Source organism: Thalassotalea sp. G20_0, from assembly GCF_017744175.1.
Lineage (GTDB): Bacteria > Pseudomonadota > Gammaproteobacteria > Pseudomonadales > Endozoicomonadaceae > Endozoicomonas.
In genome coordinates, this window is the sequence record NZ_JAGHQV010000026.1 from 57,809 (window position 1) to 78,433 (window position 20,625).

Here is a 20,625-nt window from a genome sequence, read left to right on the forward strand (position 1 = left end):
ATTGTGCGGCAAAGTTTATTTGAGTCATGATGGGAGGAAGGCGATTACTGACTGTTTGTTTTCTTCCTCTTTGCCGGGTTGGTTTGCTCTGCTAAATGTTCTTCACCAGTAATGTATGCAGTACCTGCCCACCTTCTTTTAAGTGATACAGAGCCATGAGCCTGTGGCGGGATGTCTATCCTGGTCTTTATTCGATCAATATAGGGTTTCATTAAATCGTTGCTCAAAAGCTGGTTAGTCGGGATTTCAATGACCTCAAATCCTGCTTTTTGCAACAGTGCGATTTTCAGCAGAGTCGAACCATTCCTGGTTTTGAAATCACCACCAACATAATGAGAGGGACCCTGAACTTCAATCACCATGTTGTGATCTGGCAGAAGCAGGTCAACCGGAGGTAATGAGTTCAGACTCTTTTCCTCTTCGATCTTCAAAAATGGAATAGATGATTTGAGTTGATCGCGGAAGTCGACCTGGGTTTTTGAAATGTTTGTGTGGTAATGGCGAACGACAGGACAGGCTCTGCCAAGCCAACTTGCCGCCATGGTAATGATGGATTGTTCCTCTTCGTTGTCTGGCAATGTATTTTCCAGGCGAGTGAACAGGTCACCCATGTGCTTTTCAAACACGTTACTTTTATTAGCATTGGAATCCAGAAACAATCTGGCACAGCATACCATGACTCCCCACAGAGACAACTGTATCTCTTGCTGAGAAAACTGAGGGTTCTCACTGATTCGATAGACAAGCGATTCGAACGTAGAGGTAACCACGTTCAGCTCAAGGAGTTCACCCAGTTTCGCCATGGCCCACAGCGTGATGGCAATACCCTGGGCATTAAATTGGTTTTTCTGTGCGTTCACGCGGGGCAACAGCGCGGCCACGGCCTCTTTGAGCCCTGGTGTCCGCTCCTGGCCGCTATCCACCAGTTTTGCCATGGCCCACAGCAGGTTGGCGATTCCCTGTGGTTTAAAGTCAGCTTTCTGTACTTTCATGTGGGGCAGCAGCGCGGCCACGGCCTTGTTGAAATCTGGTGTCTGCTCCTGGCTGTTGTCCACCAGTTTCGCCATGGCCCAGAGCAAGTTGGCGACTCCCTGCGAAACAAATTGGTCTTTCTGTCTGTGCACGTAGGGCAACAGCGCGGCTATGGCCTCTTTCAGACGAGGTGTCCGTTCCTGCCCGTTGTCCACCAGTTTCGCCATGGCCCACAGAAGGTTGGTGATTTCCTGCGGATTGAAGTTAGCTTTCTGTGCGTTCATCTGAGACAACACCGCGGCCACGGCCTCTTTGAGCTCTGGTGTTTGCTCCAGCCCGCTGTCCACCAGTTTTGCCATGGCCCACAGCAGGTTGGCGATTTCCTGTGGTTTAAAGTTGGCTTTCTGTGCATTTACTTGGGGCAACAGCGCGACCACGGCCTCTTTGAACTCTGGAGTCAGCCCCAGCCCGTTGTCCACCAGTTTTGCCATGGCCCACATCAGGTTGGCGATATGCTGAGGAATAAATTGGTTTTTCTGTGCGTTCACGTGGGGCAACAGGGCGGCTAAAGCCTCTTTGAGCCCTGGTGTCCGCTCCAGCCCGTTGTCCGCCAGTTTCGCCATGGCCCATAGCAGGTTGGCAATAGCCAGCGGAATAAATTGGTCTTTCTGTGCGTTCACGTGGGGCAACAGCGCGGCTACGGCCTCTTTGACCCCTGGAGTGTGCTCCTGCCCGATGTCCACCAGTTTCGCCATGGCCCACAGCAGGTTGGCAATAGCCTGCGGAATAAATTGGTTTTTTTGTGCGTTCACGTGGGGCAACAGGGCGGCCACGGCCTCTTTGAACACAGGCGTCTGCTCCAGCCCGTTGTCCACCAGTTTCGCCATGGCCCACAGCAGGTTGGCAATGTTCTGGGCATTGAGCTGGTTTTTCTGTGCGTCCAGGAGGGATAGCAGGGCGGCCACGGCCTCGTTGACCCCTGGTGTCCGCTCCAGCCCGTTGTCCACCAGTTTCGCCATGGCCCACAGCAGGTTGGCAATGCCCTGGGCATTAAGTTGGTTTTTCTGTGCGTTCATGAGGGGCAACAGGGCAGCCACAGCCTCGTTGAGCCCTGGTGTCTGTTCCTGCCTATTGTCCACCAGTTTTGCCATGGCCCACAGCAGGTTGGCGATGTGCTGAGGAATAAACTGGTCTTTCTGTGCGTTCACGCGAGGCAACAGGGCGGCCACGGCCTCGTTGAGTCCTGGTGTCCGCTCCAGCTGGTTGTCCACCAGTTTCGCCATGGCCCACAGCAGGTTGGCAATGCCCTGGGCGTTAAATTGGTCTTTCTTTGCATTCAGGAGGGGCAGCAGGGCGGCCACCGCATCTTTGAGACCTGGTGTCCGCTCCAGCCCGTTGTCCACCAGTTTCGCCATGGCCCACAGCAGGTTGACAACGCCCTGGGCATTAAGTTGGTTTTTCTGTGCGTTCACGAGGGGCAACAGCGTGGCCACGGCCTCTTTGAGCCCTGGTGTACGCTCCAGCCCGTTGCCCACCAGTTTCGCCATGGCCCACAGCAGGTTGGCAACGCCCTGGGCATTAAACTGGTTTTTCTGTGCGTTGATGAGGGGCAACAGGGCGGCCATAGCCTCTTTGAGCTCTGCTTTACGCTCCTGCCCGTTGTCCAGCAGTTTTGCCATGGCCCATACCAGGCTGGTGACTTCCTGTGGTTTAAAGTGGGCTTTCTGTGCGTTCACGTGGTGTAACAAAGCGACCACGGCCCCGTTTAGCTCTGGTGTCCGTTCCTGTCCGTTGTCCACCAGTTTTGCCATGGCCCACAGCAGGTTGGCGATTCCCAGGGCATCAATATCCCTGGCTGGAGGCTTTTGGTTGCAGTTAAATATTATTGCATCAAATAGCGTTGACAATAAGTTAGCCTGAGTAAGTCTAACTCGCGCATCCATGGGTTTATGAAGGGTAAAAACACCCGCTGTAGTCAATGAGTGCAGTGTTGTCGTCAGGCTTCGCCAATTCCAGTTCCGGGTTGCTGTGAAATTTTGCAGCAAACTGATCAGCTGACTTTGTTCCGCTCGATTTAACGGTCTTTTAGCAGCTAACGTGTATTTTTTAACTGAACTGGCATATACGCCGTGATCTCGCCCATCATAGCGATGACCGAAACGATCCGATTTACTCATCAGACCAGCCATTATTTGTGGTTTGATGAGGGCATTAAAATCTTGAGCAGAGTTTATTGAACGGCACTGTAGATGTTGAGAGGAGCGTGTGCCAGAAGAATGGTAAAATTCATTGCGACCCGGTGCCGTGCGGGGGGGATGATTCCATTGTCTGACTGTGGCATGTCGGTATCGCCCACGCATTGAAGAAGGGGCATGACCATTCGGTTGGTTGTAACCGTTATCTGATCTTGGGTATTGACCACTGATACCAGCAGAACTTCTATCCATAATTATATTTCATTAATTCATGAAAATATAAAAAGCAGACTGCTGTTCTGGCCAGAAGTTCATTGTGTAGAAAAGTTTACTTGAGTCATGATAGGAGGAAGGTGATTACTGACTGTTTTCTTTCTCTTTGCCGGGTTGGTTGGCTTTTCTAAATGTTCTTCACCAGTCACGTATGCAGCATTTGTCCACCGTCTTTTAAGTGAAACAGAGTCATGACCCTGTGGCGGGATGCCTGTCCTGATCTTTATTTGATCAATACAGGGTTTCATCAAATCGTTGTTCAACAGCTGGTTAACCGGGATTTCAATGACCTCAAATCCTGATTTTTGCAGCAGTGCGATTTTCAGCAGAGTCGAACCATTTCTGGTTTTGAAATCACCACCCACGTAATGAGAGGGGCCCTGAACTTCAATCACAACGTTGTGATCTGGCAGTAGCAGGTCAACCGGAGGTAATGAGTTCAGACTCTTTTCTTCTTCAATCTTCAAAGAGGGCAGATATGATTGGAGTTGATCGCGGAAGTCGACCTGGGTTTTTGAAATGTTTGTCTGGTAATGGCGAACGACCGGACAGGCTCTGCCAAGCCAACTTGCGGCCATGAACATGATGGTTTGATCATCTTCATTATCTGGCGAGGTATTTTCCAGGCGAGTCAACAGGTCATCCATGTGCTTTTCAAACATGTTATTTTTATTGGCATTGGAGTCTGGAGGCAACCTGGCACAGCATACCATGACTCCCCAGAGAGACATCGATATCTCTTCCTGAGAAAACTGCAGGTTCTTATTGATTCGATAGACAAGCGATTCGAATGTAGAGATAGCCAGATTCAGGTCAATGAGTTCACCCAGTTTCGCCATGGCCCACAGCAGGTTGGCAATACCCTGGGCATTGAATTGGTCTTTCTGTGCGTTCACGAGGGGCAACAGCGCGACCACAGCCTCGTTGAGCCCTGGTGACTGCTCCTGCCCGTTGTCCACCAGTTTCGCCATGGCCCACAGCAGGTTGGCGATTTTCTGTGGGTTAAAGTTGGCTTTTTGTACGATCACGCAGGTGAACAGCGTAGCCACCGTTTCGTTGAACTCTGGTGTCTGCTCGTACCCGTTGTCCACCAGTTTTGCCATGGCCCACAGCAGGTTGGCGATATGCTGGGGAATAAATTGGTCTTTCTGTGCATTCACGTTGGGCAACAGTGCGGTCACAGCATCTTTGAGTTCCGGTGTCTGCTCCTGCCCGTTATCCACCAGTTTCGCCATGGCCCACAGCAGGTTGTTGATTTCCTGTGGTTTAAAGTTAGCTTTCTGTGCGTTCACCCAGGGCAACAGCGCGGACACGACTTCTTTGAGCTCTGGCGTCAGCTCCTGCCCGCTGTTCACCAGTTTAGCCGTGGCCCACAGCAGGTTGGCAATACCCTGGGTATTAAATTGGTCTTTGTGTGCGTTCACGGGGGGCAACAGCGCGACCACAGCCTTGTTGAGCCCTGGTGTCTGCTCCTGCCCGAGATCCACCAGTTTCGCCATGGCCCACAGCAGGTTGGCAATTTCCTGTGGGTTAAAGTTAGCTTTTTGTACGATCACGCAGGTCAACAGCGTAGCCACCGCTTCGTTGAACTCTGGTGTCTGCTCGTACCCGTTGTCCACCAGTTTTGCCATTGCCCACAGCAGGTTGGCGATATGCTGGGGAATAAATTGGTCTTTCTGTGCATTCACGTGGGGCAACAGTGTGGGCACAGTATCTTTGAGCTCCGTTGTTCGCTCCTGTCCGTTGTCCACCAGTTTCGCCATGGCCCACAGCAGGTTGGTGATTTCCTGGGCATTAAATTGGTCTTTCTGTACGTTCACCTGGTGCAACAACGCGGCCACGGTCTCGTTGAACTCTGGTGTCCGCTCCTGTCCGTTGTCCACCAGTTTCGCCATGGCCCACAGCAGGTTGGCGATACCTTGTGGTTTAAAGTTAGCTTTCTGCGCGTTCACGCGGGACAGCAGCGCGGCCGCAGCCTCTTTGAACTTTGGTGTCCCTTCCAGCCCGTTGTCCACGAGTTTCGCCATGGCCCACAGCATGTTGACGATAGCCTGAGGAATAAATTGATCTTTCTGTACGTTCACGTGGGGCAACAGTGCGGCCACAGCATCTTTGAGCTCTGGTGTTTGCTCCAGCCCGCTGTCCACCAGTTTCGCCATGGCCCATAGCAGGTTGGAGATTTCCTGTGGTTTATAGCTGGCTTTCTGTGCGTTCACCCGGAGCAACAGCACGGCCACTGCCTTGTTGAGACCTGGTGACCGCTCCAGCCCTTTGTCCACCAGTTTCGCCATGGCCCATAGCAGGTTGGCGATATGCTGAGGAATAAATTGCTCTTTCTGTGCGTTCACGTGGGGCAACAACGCGGCCACGGCCTCGTTGAGCTCTGGCGTCTGCTCCAGCCTGTTGTCCACCAGTTTCGCCATGGCCCACAGCAGGTTGGCGATTTCCTGTGGTTTAAAGTCAGCTTTCTGTGCTTTCACGCGGTGTAATAAAGCGACCACGGCCTCGTTGAACTCTGGTGTCCGTTCCTGCCCGTTGTTCACCAGTTTTGCCATGGCCCACAGAAGGTTGGCGACACCCTGAGTATCAATATCTCTGGCTGGAAGTTTTTGGTTGCAGTTAAATATGATTGCATCAAGTAGCGTTGACAATAAGCTAGCCTGAGTAAGTTTAACTCGCTCGTCCATAGGTTTATGAAGGGTAAAAACACCCGCTGAAGTCAATGAGTGAAGTGTTGTCGTCAGGCTTCGCCAATTCCAGCTCCGTGTTGCGGTAAAATTTTGCAGCAAACGCATCAGCTGGCTTTGTTCTGTTCGATTTAACGGTCTTTTAACAGCTGACGTGTATCTTTTAATTGAACTGGCATATTGCCCGTGATTTCTCCCATCATAGCGATGACCGAAACGATCCGATTTACTGACCAGGTCATCCATTATTTCCTGTTTGATGAGGGCATTAAAATCTTGAGCAGGGTTTACAGAACGGTGCATTAAATATTGAGAAGGGCGTGTGCCAGAAGAATGGTAAAATTCATTGCCACCCGGTGCGGTGCGGGAGGGATTATCCCATTGTCTGACTGTGGCATGTCTGTATCGCCCATGCCTTAAAAAAGGGGTATGGCCATTCCGTTGGTTGTAACCGTTATCTGATTTTGTGTATTGACCACTGATACCAGCAGAACCTCTATCCATAATTATATTTCATTAATTCATGAAGATATAAAAAGCAGACTGCTGTTCTGCTCAGAAGTTCATTTTGCAAAAAAGTTTACTTGAGTCATGATGGGAGGAAGGCGATTACCGGCTGTTTGTTTTCTTCCTCTTTGCGGGTTTACCGGTTTGCTCTCCTAACTGTTCTTCGTCAGTAACGTATGCAGCACCTGCCCAGCCTCTTTTAAGTGATACAGAGTCATGACCCTGTGGCGGGATGTTTACCCTGATCTTTATTTGATCAATATATGGTTTCATTAAATCTTTGGTCAAAAGCTGGTTAGTCGGGATTTCAATGACCTCAAATACTGATTTTTGCAGCAGTGCGATTTTAAGCAGAGTCGAGCCGTTCCTGGTTTTGAAATCACCACCCACGTAATGAGATGGTCCCTGAACTTCAATCACCATGTTGTGATCTGGCAGATGCAGGTCAACCGGAGGTAATGAGTTCAGACTCTTTTCTTCTTCAATCTTCAGAGATGGAATGGATGATTGGAGTTGATCGCGGAAATCGGATTGAGATTTTGACATGATTGTCTGGTAACGGGGGATGACCGGACAGGCTCTGCCAAGCCAACTTGCGGCCATGAACATGATGGATTGATCCTCATCATTATCTGGCGAGGTATTTTCCAGGCGATTCAACAGGTCATCCATGTGCTTTTCAAACACATTATTTTTATTGGCATTGGAGTCTAGAGACAGCCTGGCACAGCATACCATTATTCCCCAGAGAGACATCGATATCTCTTCCTGAGAAAACTGCAGATTCTTACTGATTCGATAGACAAGCGATTCGAACGTAGAGGTAGCCAGGTTCAACTCAATGAGTTCACCCAGTTTTGCCGTGGCCCACAGCAGGTTGGCGATTTCCTTTGATTTAAAGTGAGCTTTCTGTGCGTTCACTTGGGGCAACATCGCGACCACAGCCTCGTTGAGCTCTGGTGTCAGCTCCTGCCCGTTGTCCACCATTTTCGCCATGGCCCACAGCAGGTTGGCGATTTGCTGTGGTTTAAAATTAACTTTTTGTACGATCACGCTGGTCAACAGTGCAGCCACCGCTTCGTTGAACTCTGGTGTCTGCTCGTACCTGTTGTCCGCCAGTTTTGCCATGGCCCACAGCAGGTTGGTGATACCCTGGACATTAAATTGGTTTTTCTGTGCGTTCATGTGGGGCAACAGCGCGGCCAGGACCTTGTTAAGCTCGAGTGTCCGCTCCAGCCCGCTGTCCACCATTTTCGCCATGGCCCACAGCAGGTTGGCGATATGCTGAGGAATAAATTGGTCTTTCTGTACGTTCACTTGGGGCAATAGCGCAGCTACGGCCTCGTTGAGGTTTGGTGTCCACTTTTGCCCGTAGTCCACCAGTTTCGCCGTGGCCCACATCAGGTTGGCGATATGCTGAGGAATAAATTGATCTCTCTGTGCGTTCACGCGGGACAATAGCGCGTTCACGGCCGTTTTTAGCCCCGGTGTCTGCTCCAGCCCGTTGTCTACCAGTTTCGCCATGGCCCACAGCAGGTTGGCGATTTCCTGTGATTTAAATTGAGCTTTGTGTGCGTTCACTTGGGGCAACAGCGCAGCCACAGCCTTGTTGAGCCCTGGTGTCCACTTCTGCCCATTGTCCACCAGCTTCGCCATGGCCCACAGCAGGTTGGCGATTTCCTGTGGTATAAAGTTAGCTTTGTGTGCGTTCACGCGGGGCAATAGCACGGCCACTGCCTCGTTGAGTTCTGGTGTCCGTTCCTGCCTGTTGTCCACCAGTTTCGCCATGGCCCACAGCAGGTTGGTGATTTCCTGTGATTTAAAGTGAGCTTTCTGTGCGTTCACGTGGGGCAACAGAGTGGCCACAGCCTCGTTGAGCCCTGGTGTCCACTCCTGCCCATTGTCCACCAGCTTCGCCATGGCCCACAGCAGACTGGCGATTTCCTGTGGTATAAAGTTAGCTTTGTGTGCGTTCACGCGGGGCAACAGCGCGGCCACTGCCTCGTTGAGCTCTGGTGTCCGTTCCTGCCCGTTATCCACCAGTTTCGCCGTGGCCCACAGCAGGTTGGCGATACCCTGAGGAATAAATTGGTTTTTCTTTACCTGTATATGGGACAAAAGTGCGGTCACAGCCTCTTTGAGCCCTGGTGTCTGCTCCTGCCCTTTGTCCGCCAGTTTTGCCATGGCCCACAGCAGGTTGGCAATATGTTGAGGAATAAATTGGCCTTTCTGTGTGTTCACACGGGGCAAAAGTGCGGCCACGGCTTCGCTGAGCTCTGGTGTCAACTCCTGCCCGTTGTCCACCAGCTTCGCCATGGCCCACAGCAGGTTGGCGATTTCCTGTGATTTAAAGTGAGCTTTTTGTGCTTTCACGTGGGGTAACAGCGTGGTCACAGACTCGTGGAGCCTAGGTGTCCACTCCTGCCGATTGTCCGCCAGTTTCGCCATGGCCCACAGCATATTGGCGATATTCTGCGGAATAAATTGGTCTTTCTGTGCATGCACATGGGGCAACAGCGCGTTCACAGTCTCTTTGAGCCCTGGTGTCCGCTCCAGCCCGCTGTCCACCAGTTTTGCCATGGCCCACAGCAGGTTGGCGACTCCCTGGGCATCAATATCCCGGGCTTCAGGTTTCTGGATGCACTTCAATCTTACTCCATCAAGTAGAGTGGACAATAAGGCAGTTTGAGTGAGCTTAACACGTTCATTCATGGGATTATGAGGGGTAAAAGCACCCGCTGAAGTCAATGAATGAAGTGTTGTTGTCAGGCTTCGCCAATTCCAACTCCTTGTTATTGTGAAATTTTGCAGCAAATGTATCAGGTGGCATTGTTCCGAGCGATTTAACGGTCTTTTAACAGCTGACGTGTATTTTTTAATTGAGTTGGCATATTGACTGTGTGGTTTCCCATCATAGAAAGGACCGTAACGATCCGATTTACGCACCAGACCAGCCATTATTTCCTGTTTGATAAGGGCATTAAAATCCTGAGCAGGTTTTACTGAACGACTCAGTATATTTTGAGAAAGGCGTGCGCCAGAGAAATGGTAAAATTCATTATGCACCGGAGTAGTGCGGGAAGGATTATCCCATTGTCCGACTGTGCCCTGTCTATATTGCACACGCCTTGAAGAAGCGTCATGGGCATCCGGTTGGTTGGCATCATTACCTGGTCTTGCGTACATACGACTGATTCCAGCAGAGCTTCTATGCATAATTATATTTCATTAATTCATGAAAATATAAAAAACAGACTGCTGTTCTGTTCAGAAGTTCATTTTGCTGAACATGTCTATAAACGTGAGCGGTTGGGGAAACAGATCGGATTCGTGATGCCACAATCCGCTGTGTTAAATCATCTGGAAGCTACTTCCCTGGCCTTTATTTGATCAATACATGGTTTCATTAAATCCCGGCTCCAAACCGTGTTAGCAGGGATTTCAATGACCTCAAATCCTGCTTTTTTCAACAGTGCGATTTTAAGCAGAGTCGAACCATTCCTTGTTTTGAAATCACCACACACATAATGAAACCGTCCCTGAATTTCAATAACAATGTTGTGATCTGGCAGTAGCAGGTCAACCGGAGGTAGTGAGTTCAGACACTTTTCTTCTTCAATTTTCAAAGAGGGAATGCATGATTGGAGTTGATCGCGGAAGTCAGTTTGAGGTTTTGACATGGTGGTCTGGTAATTGGGGACGATCGAACACGCTCTGCCAAGCCAACTTGCGGCCATGGCAATGATGGATTGTTCATCTTCACTGTTTGGGGATGTATTTTCCAGGCGAGTAAAAAGGTCATCCATGTACTTTTCAAGCACGCTATTTTGACTGGCTGTGGAGATCAGGGACAACCTTGCACACCATACCATTACTCCCCATAGAGACATCAATATGTCTTGCTGAGAGAACTGAGGGTTTTCACTGATTCGGTAGACAAGAGGTTTGAGCGAGGAATCAACTATGTCCAGCTCAAGGAGTTCACCCAGTTTCGCTGTGGCCCACAGCAGGTTGGCGATTTCCTGTGGTTTAAAATTAGCTTCCAGTTCATGCACAAGGGGCAACAGCGCGGCCACTGCCTCTTTAAACCCGGCTGTCTGCTCCTGCCCGTTGTCCGCCAGCTTCGCCGTGGCCCACAGCAGGTTGGCGATTTCCTGTGGCATAAAGTCATTTTTTTGTGCGTTAACGAGGGGCAACAGCACAGCCACGGTTTCGTTGAGCTCTGCTGCCTGCTGATGACTGTTGTCCACCAGCTTCGCCGTGGCCCACAGCAGGTTGGCGATTTCCTGTGGTTTAAAGTCAGCTTTCTGTGCGATCACCTGGGGCAACAGCGCGGCCACAGCTTCGTAGAATTCTGGCGTCCACTCCTGTCCGTTATCCACCAGTTTTGCCATGACCCACATCAAACTGGCGATTTGCTGAGGAATAAATTGGTCTTTCTGTGCGTTCACGCAGGGCAAAAGATCGGCCACGGCCTCATTGAGTTCTTGTGTCTGCTCCGGGCCGTTATCCAATAGTTTCGCCAGGGCCCACAGCAGGTTGGCGACATGCTGAGGAATAAACTGGTCTTTGTGTGCGTTCACCTGGGGCAACAGCGCGGCTATGGCTTCATTGAACTCGGTCACCGACTCCTGGCCGTTGTCCGCCAGTTTCGCCATGGCCCACAGCAGGTTGGTGATACCCTGTGGTTTAAAGTTAGCTTTCTGAGCGTTCACATAGGGCAACAACGCAGTCATGGCTTCGTTGAGCTCGGTTGTCCGCTCCTGCCCAATGTCCGCCAGTTTCGCCATGACCCAAAACAGGTTGGCGATACCCTGTGGTTTAAAGTTAGCTTTCTGTGCGTTCACGCAGGGCAACAACACGGCCACGGCTTCTTTGAATTCTGGTGTGCGCTCCCGGCCGTTGTCCACCAGTTTCACTATCGCCCACAGCAAGTTGGCAATGCCCTGGGCATTAAATTGGTTTTTCTGTGCGTTCACGTCCAGCAACAGCGCGGTCACGGCTTTATTGAACCCGGGCGTCCGCTCCTGGCCGTTGTCCGCCAGTTTCGCCAGGGCCCACAGCAGGTTGGCGATGCGCTGGGCATTAAACTGGTCTTTCTGTGCGTACACAAGAATCAACAGCAAGGCCACAGCTTCCTTGAACTCTTGTGTTTGCTCTTGTCCGTTGTCCACCAGTTTCGCCATGGCCCACAGCAGGTTGGTGGTTTCCTGTAGTTTAAAGTCAGCTTTCTGTGTGTTCACGCGGTGTAACAGCGTGGCCACGGCCTCTTTGAGTCCTGGTATCCGCTCTTGACCGTTGTCCACCAGTTTCGCCATGGCCCACAGCAGGTTGGCAATGCCCTGTGGTTTAAAGTTAGCTTTCAGTGCGTTTACGTGGGGCAACAGCGCGGCCACAGCCCCATTGAAGTCTGTTGTTTGCTCTTGCCTGCTGTCCACCAGTTTTGCCATGGCCCATAGCAGGTTAGCGATTCCCATGGCATCAATATCCCTGGCTTCAGGTTTTTGGTTGCACTTGAATGTTATTGCATCAAGTAGCGTTGACAACAAGTGATCTTGAGTAAGTTTAATACGCTCATCCATGGGTTTATGATGGGTAAACACACCCGATGAAGTAAACGAATGAAATGTTGTTGTCAGGCTTCGCCAATTCCAGCTTCGTGTTGCGGTAAAATTTTGCAGCAAACGTATCAGCTGGCTTTGTTCAGCTCGATTTAACGGTCTTTTAGCAGCTGACGTGTATTTTTTAATTGAACAGGCATATTGCCCGTGATTTCTCCCATTATAGCGATGACCGAAATAATCCGATTTACTCAACAGATCATCCATTATTTCCTGTTTAATGAGGGCATTAAAATCTTGCGCAGGGTTTACTGAACGACGCTGTAGAGAAGGGCATGCGCCAGAAGAATGGTAAAACTCATTACGCTCCGGGGCAGAGCGGGGGGGATTATCACACCGTCTGACTGTGGCCTGTCTATATCGTCCAAGCCTTGAAGAAGTACCATGGTCATCTGGTTGGTTGTGACCATTACCTGGTCTTGCGTATTTACCACTGATACCGACAGAGGTTTTATGCATATTTATATTTCATTAATTCATGAGAATATAAAAAACAGACTGCTGTGCTGTTCAGAAGTTCATTTTACTGAAAATGTCTATCCTGGTTTTTATTTGATGAATGTATGGTTTCATTAAATCCGGGTTCCAAAGCGTGTTAGCCGGGATTTCAATAACCTCAAATCCTGCTTTTTGCAGCAGTGCGATTTTAAGCAGAGTCGCACCATTTCTGCTTTTGAAATCATCACTCACGTAATGAAACGGTCCCTGAACTTCAATAACGATATTGTGATCCGGCAGTATCAGGTCAACCGGCGGTAATGAGTTCAGACTCTTTTCTTCTTCAATCTTCAAAGAGGGAATGCATGATTGGAGTTGATCGCGGAAATCGGCTTGAGGCTTTGACATGGTTGTCTGGTAATGAGGGATGACCGGACACGCTCTTCCAAGCCAGCTGGCGGCCATGGCAATGATGGATAGATCCTCTTCATTGTCTGTGGGTGTATTTTCCAGGCGAGTAAACAGGTGATCCATGTGCTGTTCAAGCACGTTATTGTTATAGGTATTGGAGGTCAGATACAACCGGGCACAGCAGACCATTACTCCCCAGAGAGACATCGATATCTCTTGCTGAGAGAACTGAGGGTTGTCACTGATTCGGTGGACGAGCGATTCGAACGTAGAGGTAAGCACGTTCAGCTCAACGAGATTACCCAGTTTCGCCATGGCCATCAGCAGGTTGGCGATACCTTGTGGTTTAAAGTTAGCCTGGTGTGCGTTCACGTGGGGCAACAACACGGCTACCGCCTCTTTGAGCCCCGGTGTCTGCTCCTGGCCGTTGTCCACCAGTTTCGCCATGGCCCACAGCAGGTTGACGATACCCTGAGGAATAAATTGTTCTTTATGTCCGTTTACGTGCGGCAATAGTGTGGCAATGGCCCCGTTGAGCGCAGGTGTCTGCTCGTGACCGTTGTCTACCAGTTTCGCCATGGCCCACAGCAGGTTGGCAATTTCCTGTGCTTTGAAGTTAGCTTTCTGAGCGCTCACATGGGGCAGTAACGTGGCCACAGCCTCGTTGAACTCTGGTGTCCGCCTCTGCCTGCTGTCCATCAGTTTTGCCATGACCCACAACAGGTTGGCGATACCCTGTGGTTTAAAATTAGCTTTTTGTACGATCACGCAGGTCAACAGCGCAGACAGGGTTTCGTTGAACTCTGGTGTCTGCTCGTGCCCGTTGTCCGCCAGTTTCGCCATGGCCCACAGCAGGTTGGTAATACCCTGCGGGTTAAAGTTGGCTTTTTGTGAGTTCACGAGGAGCAACAGAGCGACCACGGTCTGTTTGAGACCTGGTGTCTGCTCCTGTCCGTTGTCGACCATTTTCGCTATGGCCCACAGCAGATTGGCGATATGTTGAGGAGTAAATTGGTCTTTCAGTGTCTTCACGGGGAGCAACAGCGCGGCCACGGCCTCGTTCAGCTTTGGTGTCCGGTTTTGTCCGCTGTCCACCAGTTTCGCCATGGCCCAGAGCAGGTTGGCGATACCCTGTGGTTTAAAATTAGCTTTTTGTACGATCACGCAGGTCAACAGCGCAGCCAGGGTTTCGTTGAACTCTGGTGTCTGCTCGTGCCCGTTGTCCGCCAGTTTCGCCATGGCCCACAGCAGGTTGGCGGTTTGCTGAGGTATAAATTGGTCTTTCTGTACTTTCACGCAGGGCAACAGCGCGGCCACGGCCTGGTTGAGTTCTGGTGTCTGCTCCTGCCCGCTATCCACCAGTTTCGCCATGGCCCACAACAGGATGGTGACATGTTGAGGTATAAACTGGTGTTTCTTTGCGTTCACGTTGTGCAGCAGCGCGTCCACAGCTTTTTTAAGCCCCGGTGTCTGCTCCTGCCCGTTATCCACCAGTTTCGCCACGGCCCATAGCAAGTTGGCGATTCCCTGGTCATTAAATTGGTTTTTATGTGCGCTCACTTGGGGTAACAGCGCGGCCACAGCCTTTTTAAGCCCCGGTGTCTGTTCATGCCCGTTATCCACCAGTTTCGCCATGGCCCACAGCAGGCTGGCGATATGCTGAGGTTCAAATTGGTTTTTCTGTGGGTTCACGTGAGGCAACAGCGCGGCCACGGCCTCATTGAACTCGGGTGTCCGCTCCTGCCCGTTGTCCACCAGTTTCGCCATGGCCCACAGCAGGTTGGCGATTTCCTGTGGTTTAAAGTCAGCTTTCCGTGTGTCCACGCGGGGCAACAACGCGGCCAGGGTCTGTTTGAACTCAGGTGTCCGTTTCTGCCCGTTGTCCACCAGTTTCGCCATGGCCCACAACAGGTTGGCGATTTCCTGTGGATTGAAGTTAGCTTTCTGTGTGTTCACGGTGGGCAACAACGCGGCCACGGTCGCTTTGATCTCTGGTGTCCGCTCATGTCTGTTGTCCACCAGTTTCGCCATGGCCCACAGCAGGTTGGCGATACCCTGGCCATTAAATTGATCTCTCTGTGCAATTACATGGGGTAACAGTGCGGCCATGGCCTCTTTGAACTCTGGTGTCCGCTCCGGCCCGTTGTCCACCAGTTTCGCCAGGGCCCACAGCAGGTTAACGATTCCCCGGGAATCTATATCCCTGACTTCGGGTTTTTGGTTGCACTTGAAGATTATTGCATCCAGTAGAGTGGACAATAAGGCCGTTTGAGTGAGCTGAACACGCTTATCCAAGGGGCTATGGGGGGTAAATACACCCGCTGAAGTCAATGAATGAAGTGTTGTCGTCAGACTTCGCCAATTCCAACGTCGTGTTGCGGTAAATGTTTGCAGAAAATTTATTAACCGGCTTTGTTCAGCCCGATTTAACGGCCTTTTAGAAGCTGACGTGTATTTTTTAATTGAATTGGCATATTGGCTGTGAGGTCTCCCATCATAGCGATCACCGAAACGATCCGATTTTCTCACCAGACCAGCCATTATTTCCTGTTTGATGAGGGCATTAAAATTCTGAGCAGGGTTTACTGAACGGCGCAGTAGATAATGAGAAGAACATGCGCCAGCAGAATGATAACATTCATTACGCCCGGGGGTAGTGCGGGTGGAATTATGCCATTGTTTGACGGTGGCATGCCTATACCGCCCGGACCTTGAAGAAGCGGTACAGTTTTCCGGTTGGTTATAATCATTACCCGGCCCTGCGTATTGACCACTGATGCCAGCAGAGGTTCTATACATAATTATATTTCATCAATTCATGAAAATATAAAAAGCAGACTGCTGTTCTGTTCAGAAGTTCATTTTACTGAAATATCTATAAAAGCGTGTTTGAGTAATGCAGAGTCCGACCATCAGCCGAGTGTGTCTTGGTGGCTGTCCAGATTCACCGGGAAGCTTCTGAACCATCGGTATCGTGGCGATAGACATGCCAGCAACTTAGCTCCAGGTTATGTTTTACGACCTCAGATTTGATGCTATCGAAGGATTTAATCTTCTCGTTCAGTGTCATGCGTTTAAGAGCACAGTTGAAGATATAATCCTGCGTGTATTGCCAAGGTGTTAAGCTAATTTTCCATTGCAGATCTTCTGTATATTTGGAGGTCAAAGATAGATATTGATCCCGCTGCTCAGGAAGTTTTGCCAGCAACTGGTTTAACTGGTAGATATCAGCGTTTTCTGCGTTCATTTCTGCGGCTTTTGCCTGCCGCCAGGGGGCTGCCTCAAGCTCTTCCAGCGTAGAGCTCTGCGCGAGCGCGTGGTAATGTTTGGTGTATACCAGCTCTGGGGGAATATATCGCTGGGGTGAGGATACGAGCGGGTCTTCGGTGATCAGGACAAAACAACCAGGATTGTTTTTTATGAGTGTGGTGAGATAAAAATCAGTTTGCCCCTGTGCAATCTCTTTGCAAAGTTGCATTTCTTCCGAAGGCAAGCCGGTAAAAGCGTGTATCGCGGTAAATAAAGTGGTCGCAGGATTAGCGCCAGCAATTTCCTGAGCCGGAATTAAGTTGATGGGCTGTGGATCGTCACAAAAAGTTCCATCGCAATTAGCGTAAGCATTTTTGATATCTACAGGAACTACTTTGATCCGGGGGTACAGCTCATTGAGATAGTTTTGCATTAACAGGGATATTGCTCCGAAACCACAGCCAATATCTACAATGTATTCGATTTCGCTGTTTTTGCTTAAAAAATCAACCAGGAATCTGAAGTTATGGAATTCTATATGGTTTTTGTATTCCTCTAGAGCCCAATCAACAAATGCTTGCGAAGCATCCAGTGTCATCAGTTGCTGGTTGCCAATCCGGACAGTTTTTGGTTCAGCCGTACCCGATACATTGGCATAGCTCGCACAGCAATAGCGCCGGGGAGTATTATCCATGTGGGCTGCTTCCCAGTAAGTTTCAGGTGACGACGTATAATGAGGGCTTAAACCAGTAATGGTTCGGTTGGAAAGACTGGCGGCCTGTTGTTCCTGAATTCCATCGCCGGCGGTTGTCAATTTTTGGGCGATGTTATGTTTTTGCCTGACATGATCAGGTTTGTCAGGGGGCGTTTTTCTGGTAAATCCCTGTTGCGTTGTCGGAACCTGTAAATTATCAGTGACCATACTTCTAATCATTACATTTCTCCATGTCGATGAGTCATCAATAAGATCAAACAGTTTATTCAGCTTGAGCCGGTATTAGCCTGTGCTTACTTATTAAGATTGAAGTATTGGTCATTAGTTCAATCCATCTACTTACAAATCATCTGGAGCGAGGCAAACAGTTATTACCTGTATTCTGGTTTGTCTGTTTGCTCTTCTGAATGTTCTTTGGCGGTTAAGTAACGATTTTATTTGGCCAACTACTTACCCCTGTAACGAGATGTTGACCCTGGTCTTTATTTGATCAATACATGGTTTTATTAAATCCCGGTTCCAAAGCGTGCTAGTCGGAACTTCAATGACCTCAAATCCTGATTTTTTCAGCAGTGCGATTTTAAGCAGAGTCGAACCCTTTCTGGTTTTGAAATCACCACTCACGTAATGAGTCGGTCCCTGAATTTCAATAACAATGTTGTGATCTGGCAGTAGCAGGTCAACCGGCGATAATAAGTTCAGACTCTTTTCCTCTTCAATCTTCAAAGATGGCATGCATAATTGGAGTTGATTGCGAAAGTCGGTTTGAGGTTTTGAAATATTTGACCAGTAATTGGGGACGACCGGAGAGGGTCTACCAAGCCAGCTTGCGGCCATGGCAATGATGTGTTGATCCTCGTCATTGTCTGAGGATGTATTTTCCAGACGAGTAAACAGGTCATCCATTTGCTTTTCAAGTGCGTTAATCTTATTGGCATTGGGTACCAGAGACAACCTGGCACAGCACACCATTACTCCCCAGAGAGACATCAATATCTCTTGTTGAGAGAACTGAGGGTTTTCACTGATTCGGTAGACAAGAGATTCGAACATAAATGTAACCACGTTCAGCTCAATGAACTCACCCAGGCTCGCCATGGCCCACAACAGGTTGGCGATACACTGGGCATTAAATTGGTCTTTATGTGCGTTTACATGGGGTAACAGCGCGGCCACGGCCTCTTTCAGCTCTGGTGTCTGCTCCTGCCCGCTGTCTATCAGTTTCACCATGGCCCACATCATGTTGGCGATACCCTGGGTACTAAACTGGCCTTGCTGTGCGTTCACGTGGGACAACAGCGCGGCCACGGCCTCTTCGAGTTCCGGTGTCCACTCCTGCCCGTTGTCCACCAGTTTCGCGATGGCCCACAACAGGTTGGCAATATGCTGGGCATTAAATTGGCCTTCCTGTGCGTTCACGAGTGGCAAAAGCGCAACCACGGCCTCTTTGAACGCTGATGTCTGCTTCTGCCCGTTGTTCACCAGTTTCGCCATGGCCCACAGCAGGATAACGATTTGTTGAGGGAAAAATTGGTATTTCTGTGCTTTTACGAGGGGCAACAGGGCAGCCACTGCCTCTTTGAACGCTGATGTCTGCTCCTGCCCGTTGTCCACCAGTTTTGCCATGGCCCACAGCAGGTTGGCTACCTCCATTGGTTTAAAGTTAGCTTTCTGTGCCAGCACGTGGGGCAACAGCGCGACCAGAGTCTCTCTGAACTCTGGTGTCCGCTCATGACCGTTGTCCGTCACTTTCGCCATGGCCCACAGCAGGTTGGCGATACAATGGGCATTAAATTGGTTTTTCTGTGCTTTCACGTGGGGCAACAGTGCGGCCACAGCCTCGTTGAGCCCCGGTGTCCGTTCCTGCCCGTCCCCCCCCAGTTTCGCCATGGCCCACAGCAGGCTGGTGATTTCCTGTGGTTTAAAGTCAGCTTTCTGTGCGATTACATGGGGCAACAGCGCGGCCACAGCCTCGTTGAGCTCTGGTGTCTGTTGCTGCCCGTTGTCCACCAGTTTCGCCATGGCCCACAGCAGGTTGGCGATTTCCTGTGGTTTAAAGTTAGCTTTCTGCATATTCACGTGGGACAACAGCGCGGTCACGGCCTCGTTGAGCTCGGGTGTCTGCTCCAGGCCGTTGTTTACCAGTTTCGCCATGGCCCACAGCAGGTTGGTGATTTCCTGTGGTTTAAAGTCAGCTTTCTGTGCGTTCACGTGGGGTAACAGCACAGCCACAGCCTCTTTGAGCTCTGGTGTCTGCTTCTGCCCCTTGTCCACCAGTTTCGCTATGGCCCACAGCAGGTTGGCGATTCCCTGAGGAAGAAATTGGTCTTTCTGTGCTTTCACGAGGGGCAACAGCGCGGCCACCGCTTCTATAAGCTCCGGTGTCCACTCCCCGTTGTCCACCAGTTTCGCCGCGGCCCAGAGCAGGTTAACGGTTTCCTGTGGTTTTAAGTTAGCTTTCTGTACGTTCACATGGGGCAACAGCGCGGCCACGGCCTCTTTGAACTCTGGTGTCTGCTCTGGCTTGTTGTCCAGCAGTTTTGCCATAGCCCAAAGCAGGTTGGTGAATTCCTGTGGTTTAAAGTTAGCTTTCTGTGCGTTCACATGGGGCAACAGCGCGGCCACGGCCCCGTTGAACTCTGGCGTCCGCTGTTGCCCACTGCCCACCAGTTTTGCCATGGCCCACAGCAGATTGGTGATTTCCTGTGGTATAAAGTGAGCTTGCTCTGCGGGTAAGTGGGGCAACAGCGCCGCCACAGCCTCTTTGAGTTCTGGTGTTAGCTCCTGCCCGTTGGCCACCAGTTTTGCCATGGCCCAGAGCATGTTGGCGATTTCCTGGGCTTCAATATCCCTGGCTTGAGGTTTTTGGCTGCACTTGAATATGATTGCATCAAGTAGCGTTGATAATAAGGCAGCTTGAGTAAGCTTGACACACTCATCCATGGGTTGATGAGGGGTAAAAACACCCGCTGAAGTCAATGAATGAAGTGTTGTCGTCAGGCTTCGCCAATTCCAACTCCGTGCTGCGGTAAAATTTTGTAGAAAACGTATCAGCTGGCTTTGTTCAGCCCGATTTAACGGTCTTTTAGCAGCTAACGAGTATTTTTTAATTAAACTGGCATATTTCCCGTGATGTCTCCCATCATAGCGATGTCCGAAACGATTCGATTTAATCACCAGATCATCCATTATTTCCTGTTTAATGAGGGCATTGAAATCTTGAACAGGGTTTACTGAGCGGCACAGTAGATACTGAGAAGGAGATGCGCCAGAAGAATTATAAAATTCATCACGTCCGGGGTTAATGCGGGGAGGATTATCCCATTGTCTGACTGTGGCATGTCTATATCGCCCAAGCCTTGAAGAAGCGGCACGGTATTCCGGGTGGTTGTAATCATTACCTGGTCTTGTGTATTGACCACTGATGCCAGCAGGGGGTCTATGCATAATTATATTTCATCAATTCATGAAAATATAAAAAGCTGACTGCTGTTCTGTTCAGAAGTTCATTTTGCTGAAATGTCTATCAACGTAAGGGGTTGGGGAAACACATCTAC

7 protein-coding genes are annotated in these 20,625 nt (G+C 50.1%); all 7 read right to left on the reverse strand.

Going from position 1 to position 20,625, the window contains the following annotated elements:
* Nucleotides 1–44: 44 nt before the first annotated feature.
* The 7 genes from J7438_RS15860 to J7438_RS15890 all read right to left on the reverse strand — a co-directional run bounded on the left by J7438_RS15860 (nucleotide 45) and on the right by J7438_RS15890 (nucleotide 20,515).
* A complete protein-coding gene (locus J7438_RS15860; protein ID WP_209277321.1) occupies nucleotides 45–3,419 on the reverse strand; it encodes an RAP domain-containing protein in 3,375 nt (1,124 codons plus the stop codon).
* A gap of 59 nt (nucleotides 3,420–3,478) precedes the next feature.
* A complete protein-coding gene (locus J7438_RS15865) occupies nucleotides 3,479–6,631 on the reverse strand; it encodes a DUF1601 domain-containing protein (protein WP_209277322.1) in 3,153 nt (1,050 codons plus the stop codon).
* 105 nt (nucleotides 6,632–6,736) lie between these two features.
* On the reverse strand, nucleotides 6,737–9,850 hold the full coding sequence (locus J7438_RS15870; RefSeq protein WP_209277323.1) for a DUF1601 domain-containing protein: 3,114 nt from the start codon (nucleotides 9,848–9,850) through the stop codon (nucleotides 6,737–6,739).
* 140 nt (nucleotides 9,851–9,990) lie between these two features.
* The gene (locus J7438_RS15875) at nucleotides 9,991–12,714 is read right to left on the reverse strand and encodes a DUF1601 domain-containing protein (protein ID WP_209277324.1); all 2,724 of its coding nucleotides are present in this window, start codon (nucleotides 12,712–12,714) and stop codon (nucleotides 9,991–9,993) included.
* A gap of 51 nt (nucleotides 12,715–12,765) precedes the next feature.
* Nucleotides 12,766–15,903, reverse strand: a complete 3,138-nt coding sequence (locus J7438_RS15880; RefSeq protein WP_209277325.1) for an RAP domain-containing protein — start codon at nucleotides 15,901–15,903, stop codon at nucleotides 12,766–12,768.
* A 145-nt stretch (nucleotides 15,904–16,048) separates the two neighbouring features.
* Entirely contained in the window at nucleotides 16,049–17,287 is a 1,239-nt protein-coding gene (locus J7438_RS15885; RefSeq protein WP_209277326.1) for a class I SAM-dependent methyltransferase, read from the reverse strand.
* A gap of 231 nt (nucleotides 17,288–17,518) precedes the next feature.
* A complete protein-coding gene (locus J7438_RS15890; protein ID WP_209277327.1) occupies nucleotides 17,519–20,515 on the reverse strand; it encodes an RAP domain-containing protein in 2,997 nt (998 codons plus the stop codon).
* Nucleotides 20,516–20,625: the final 110 nt, after the last annotated feature.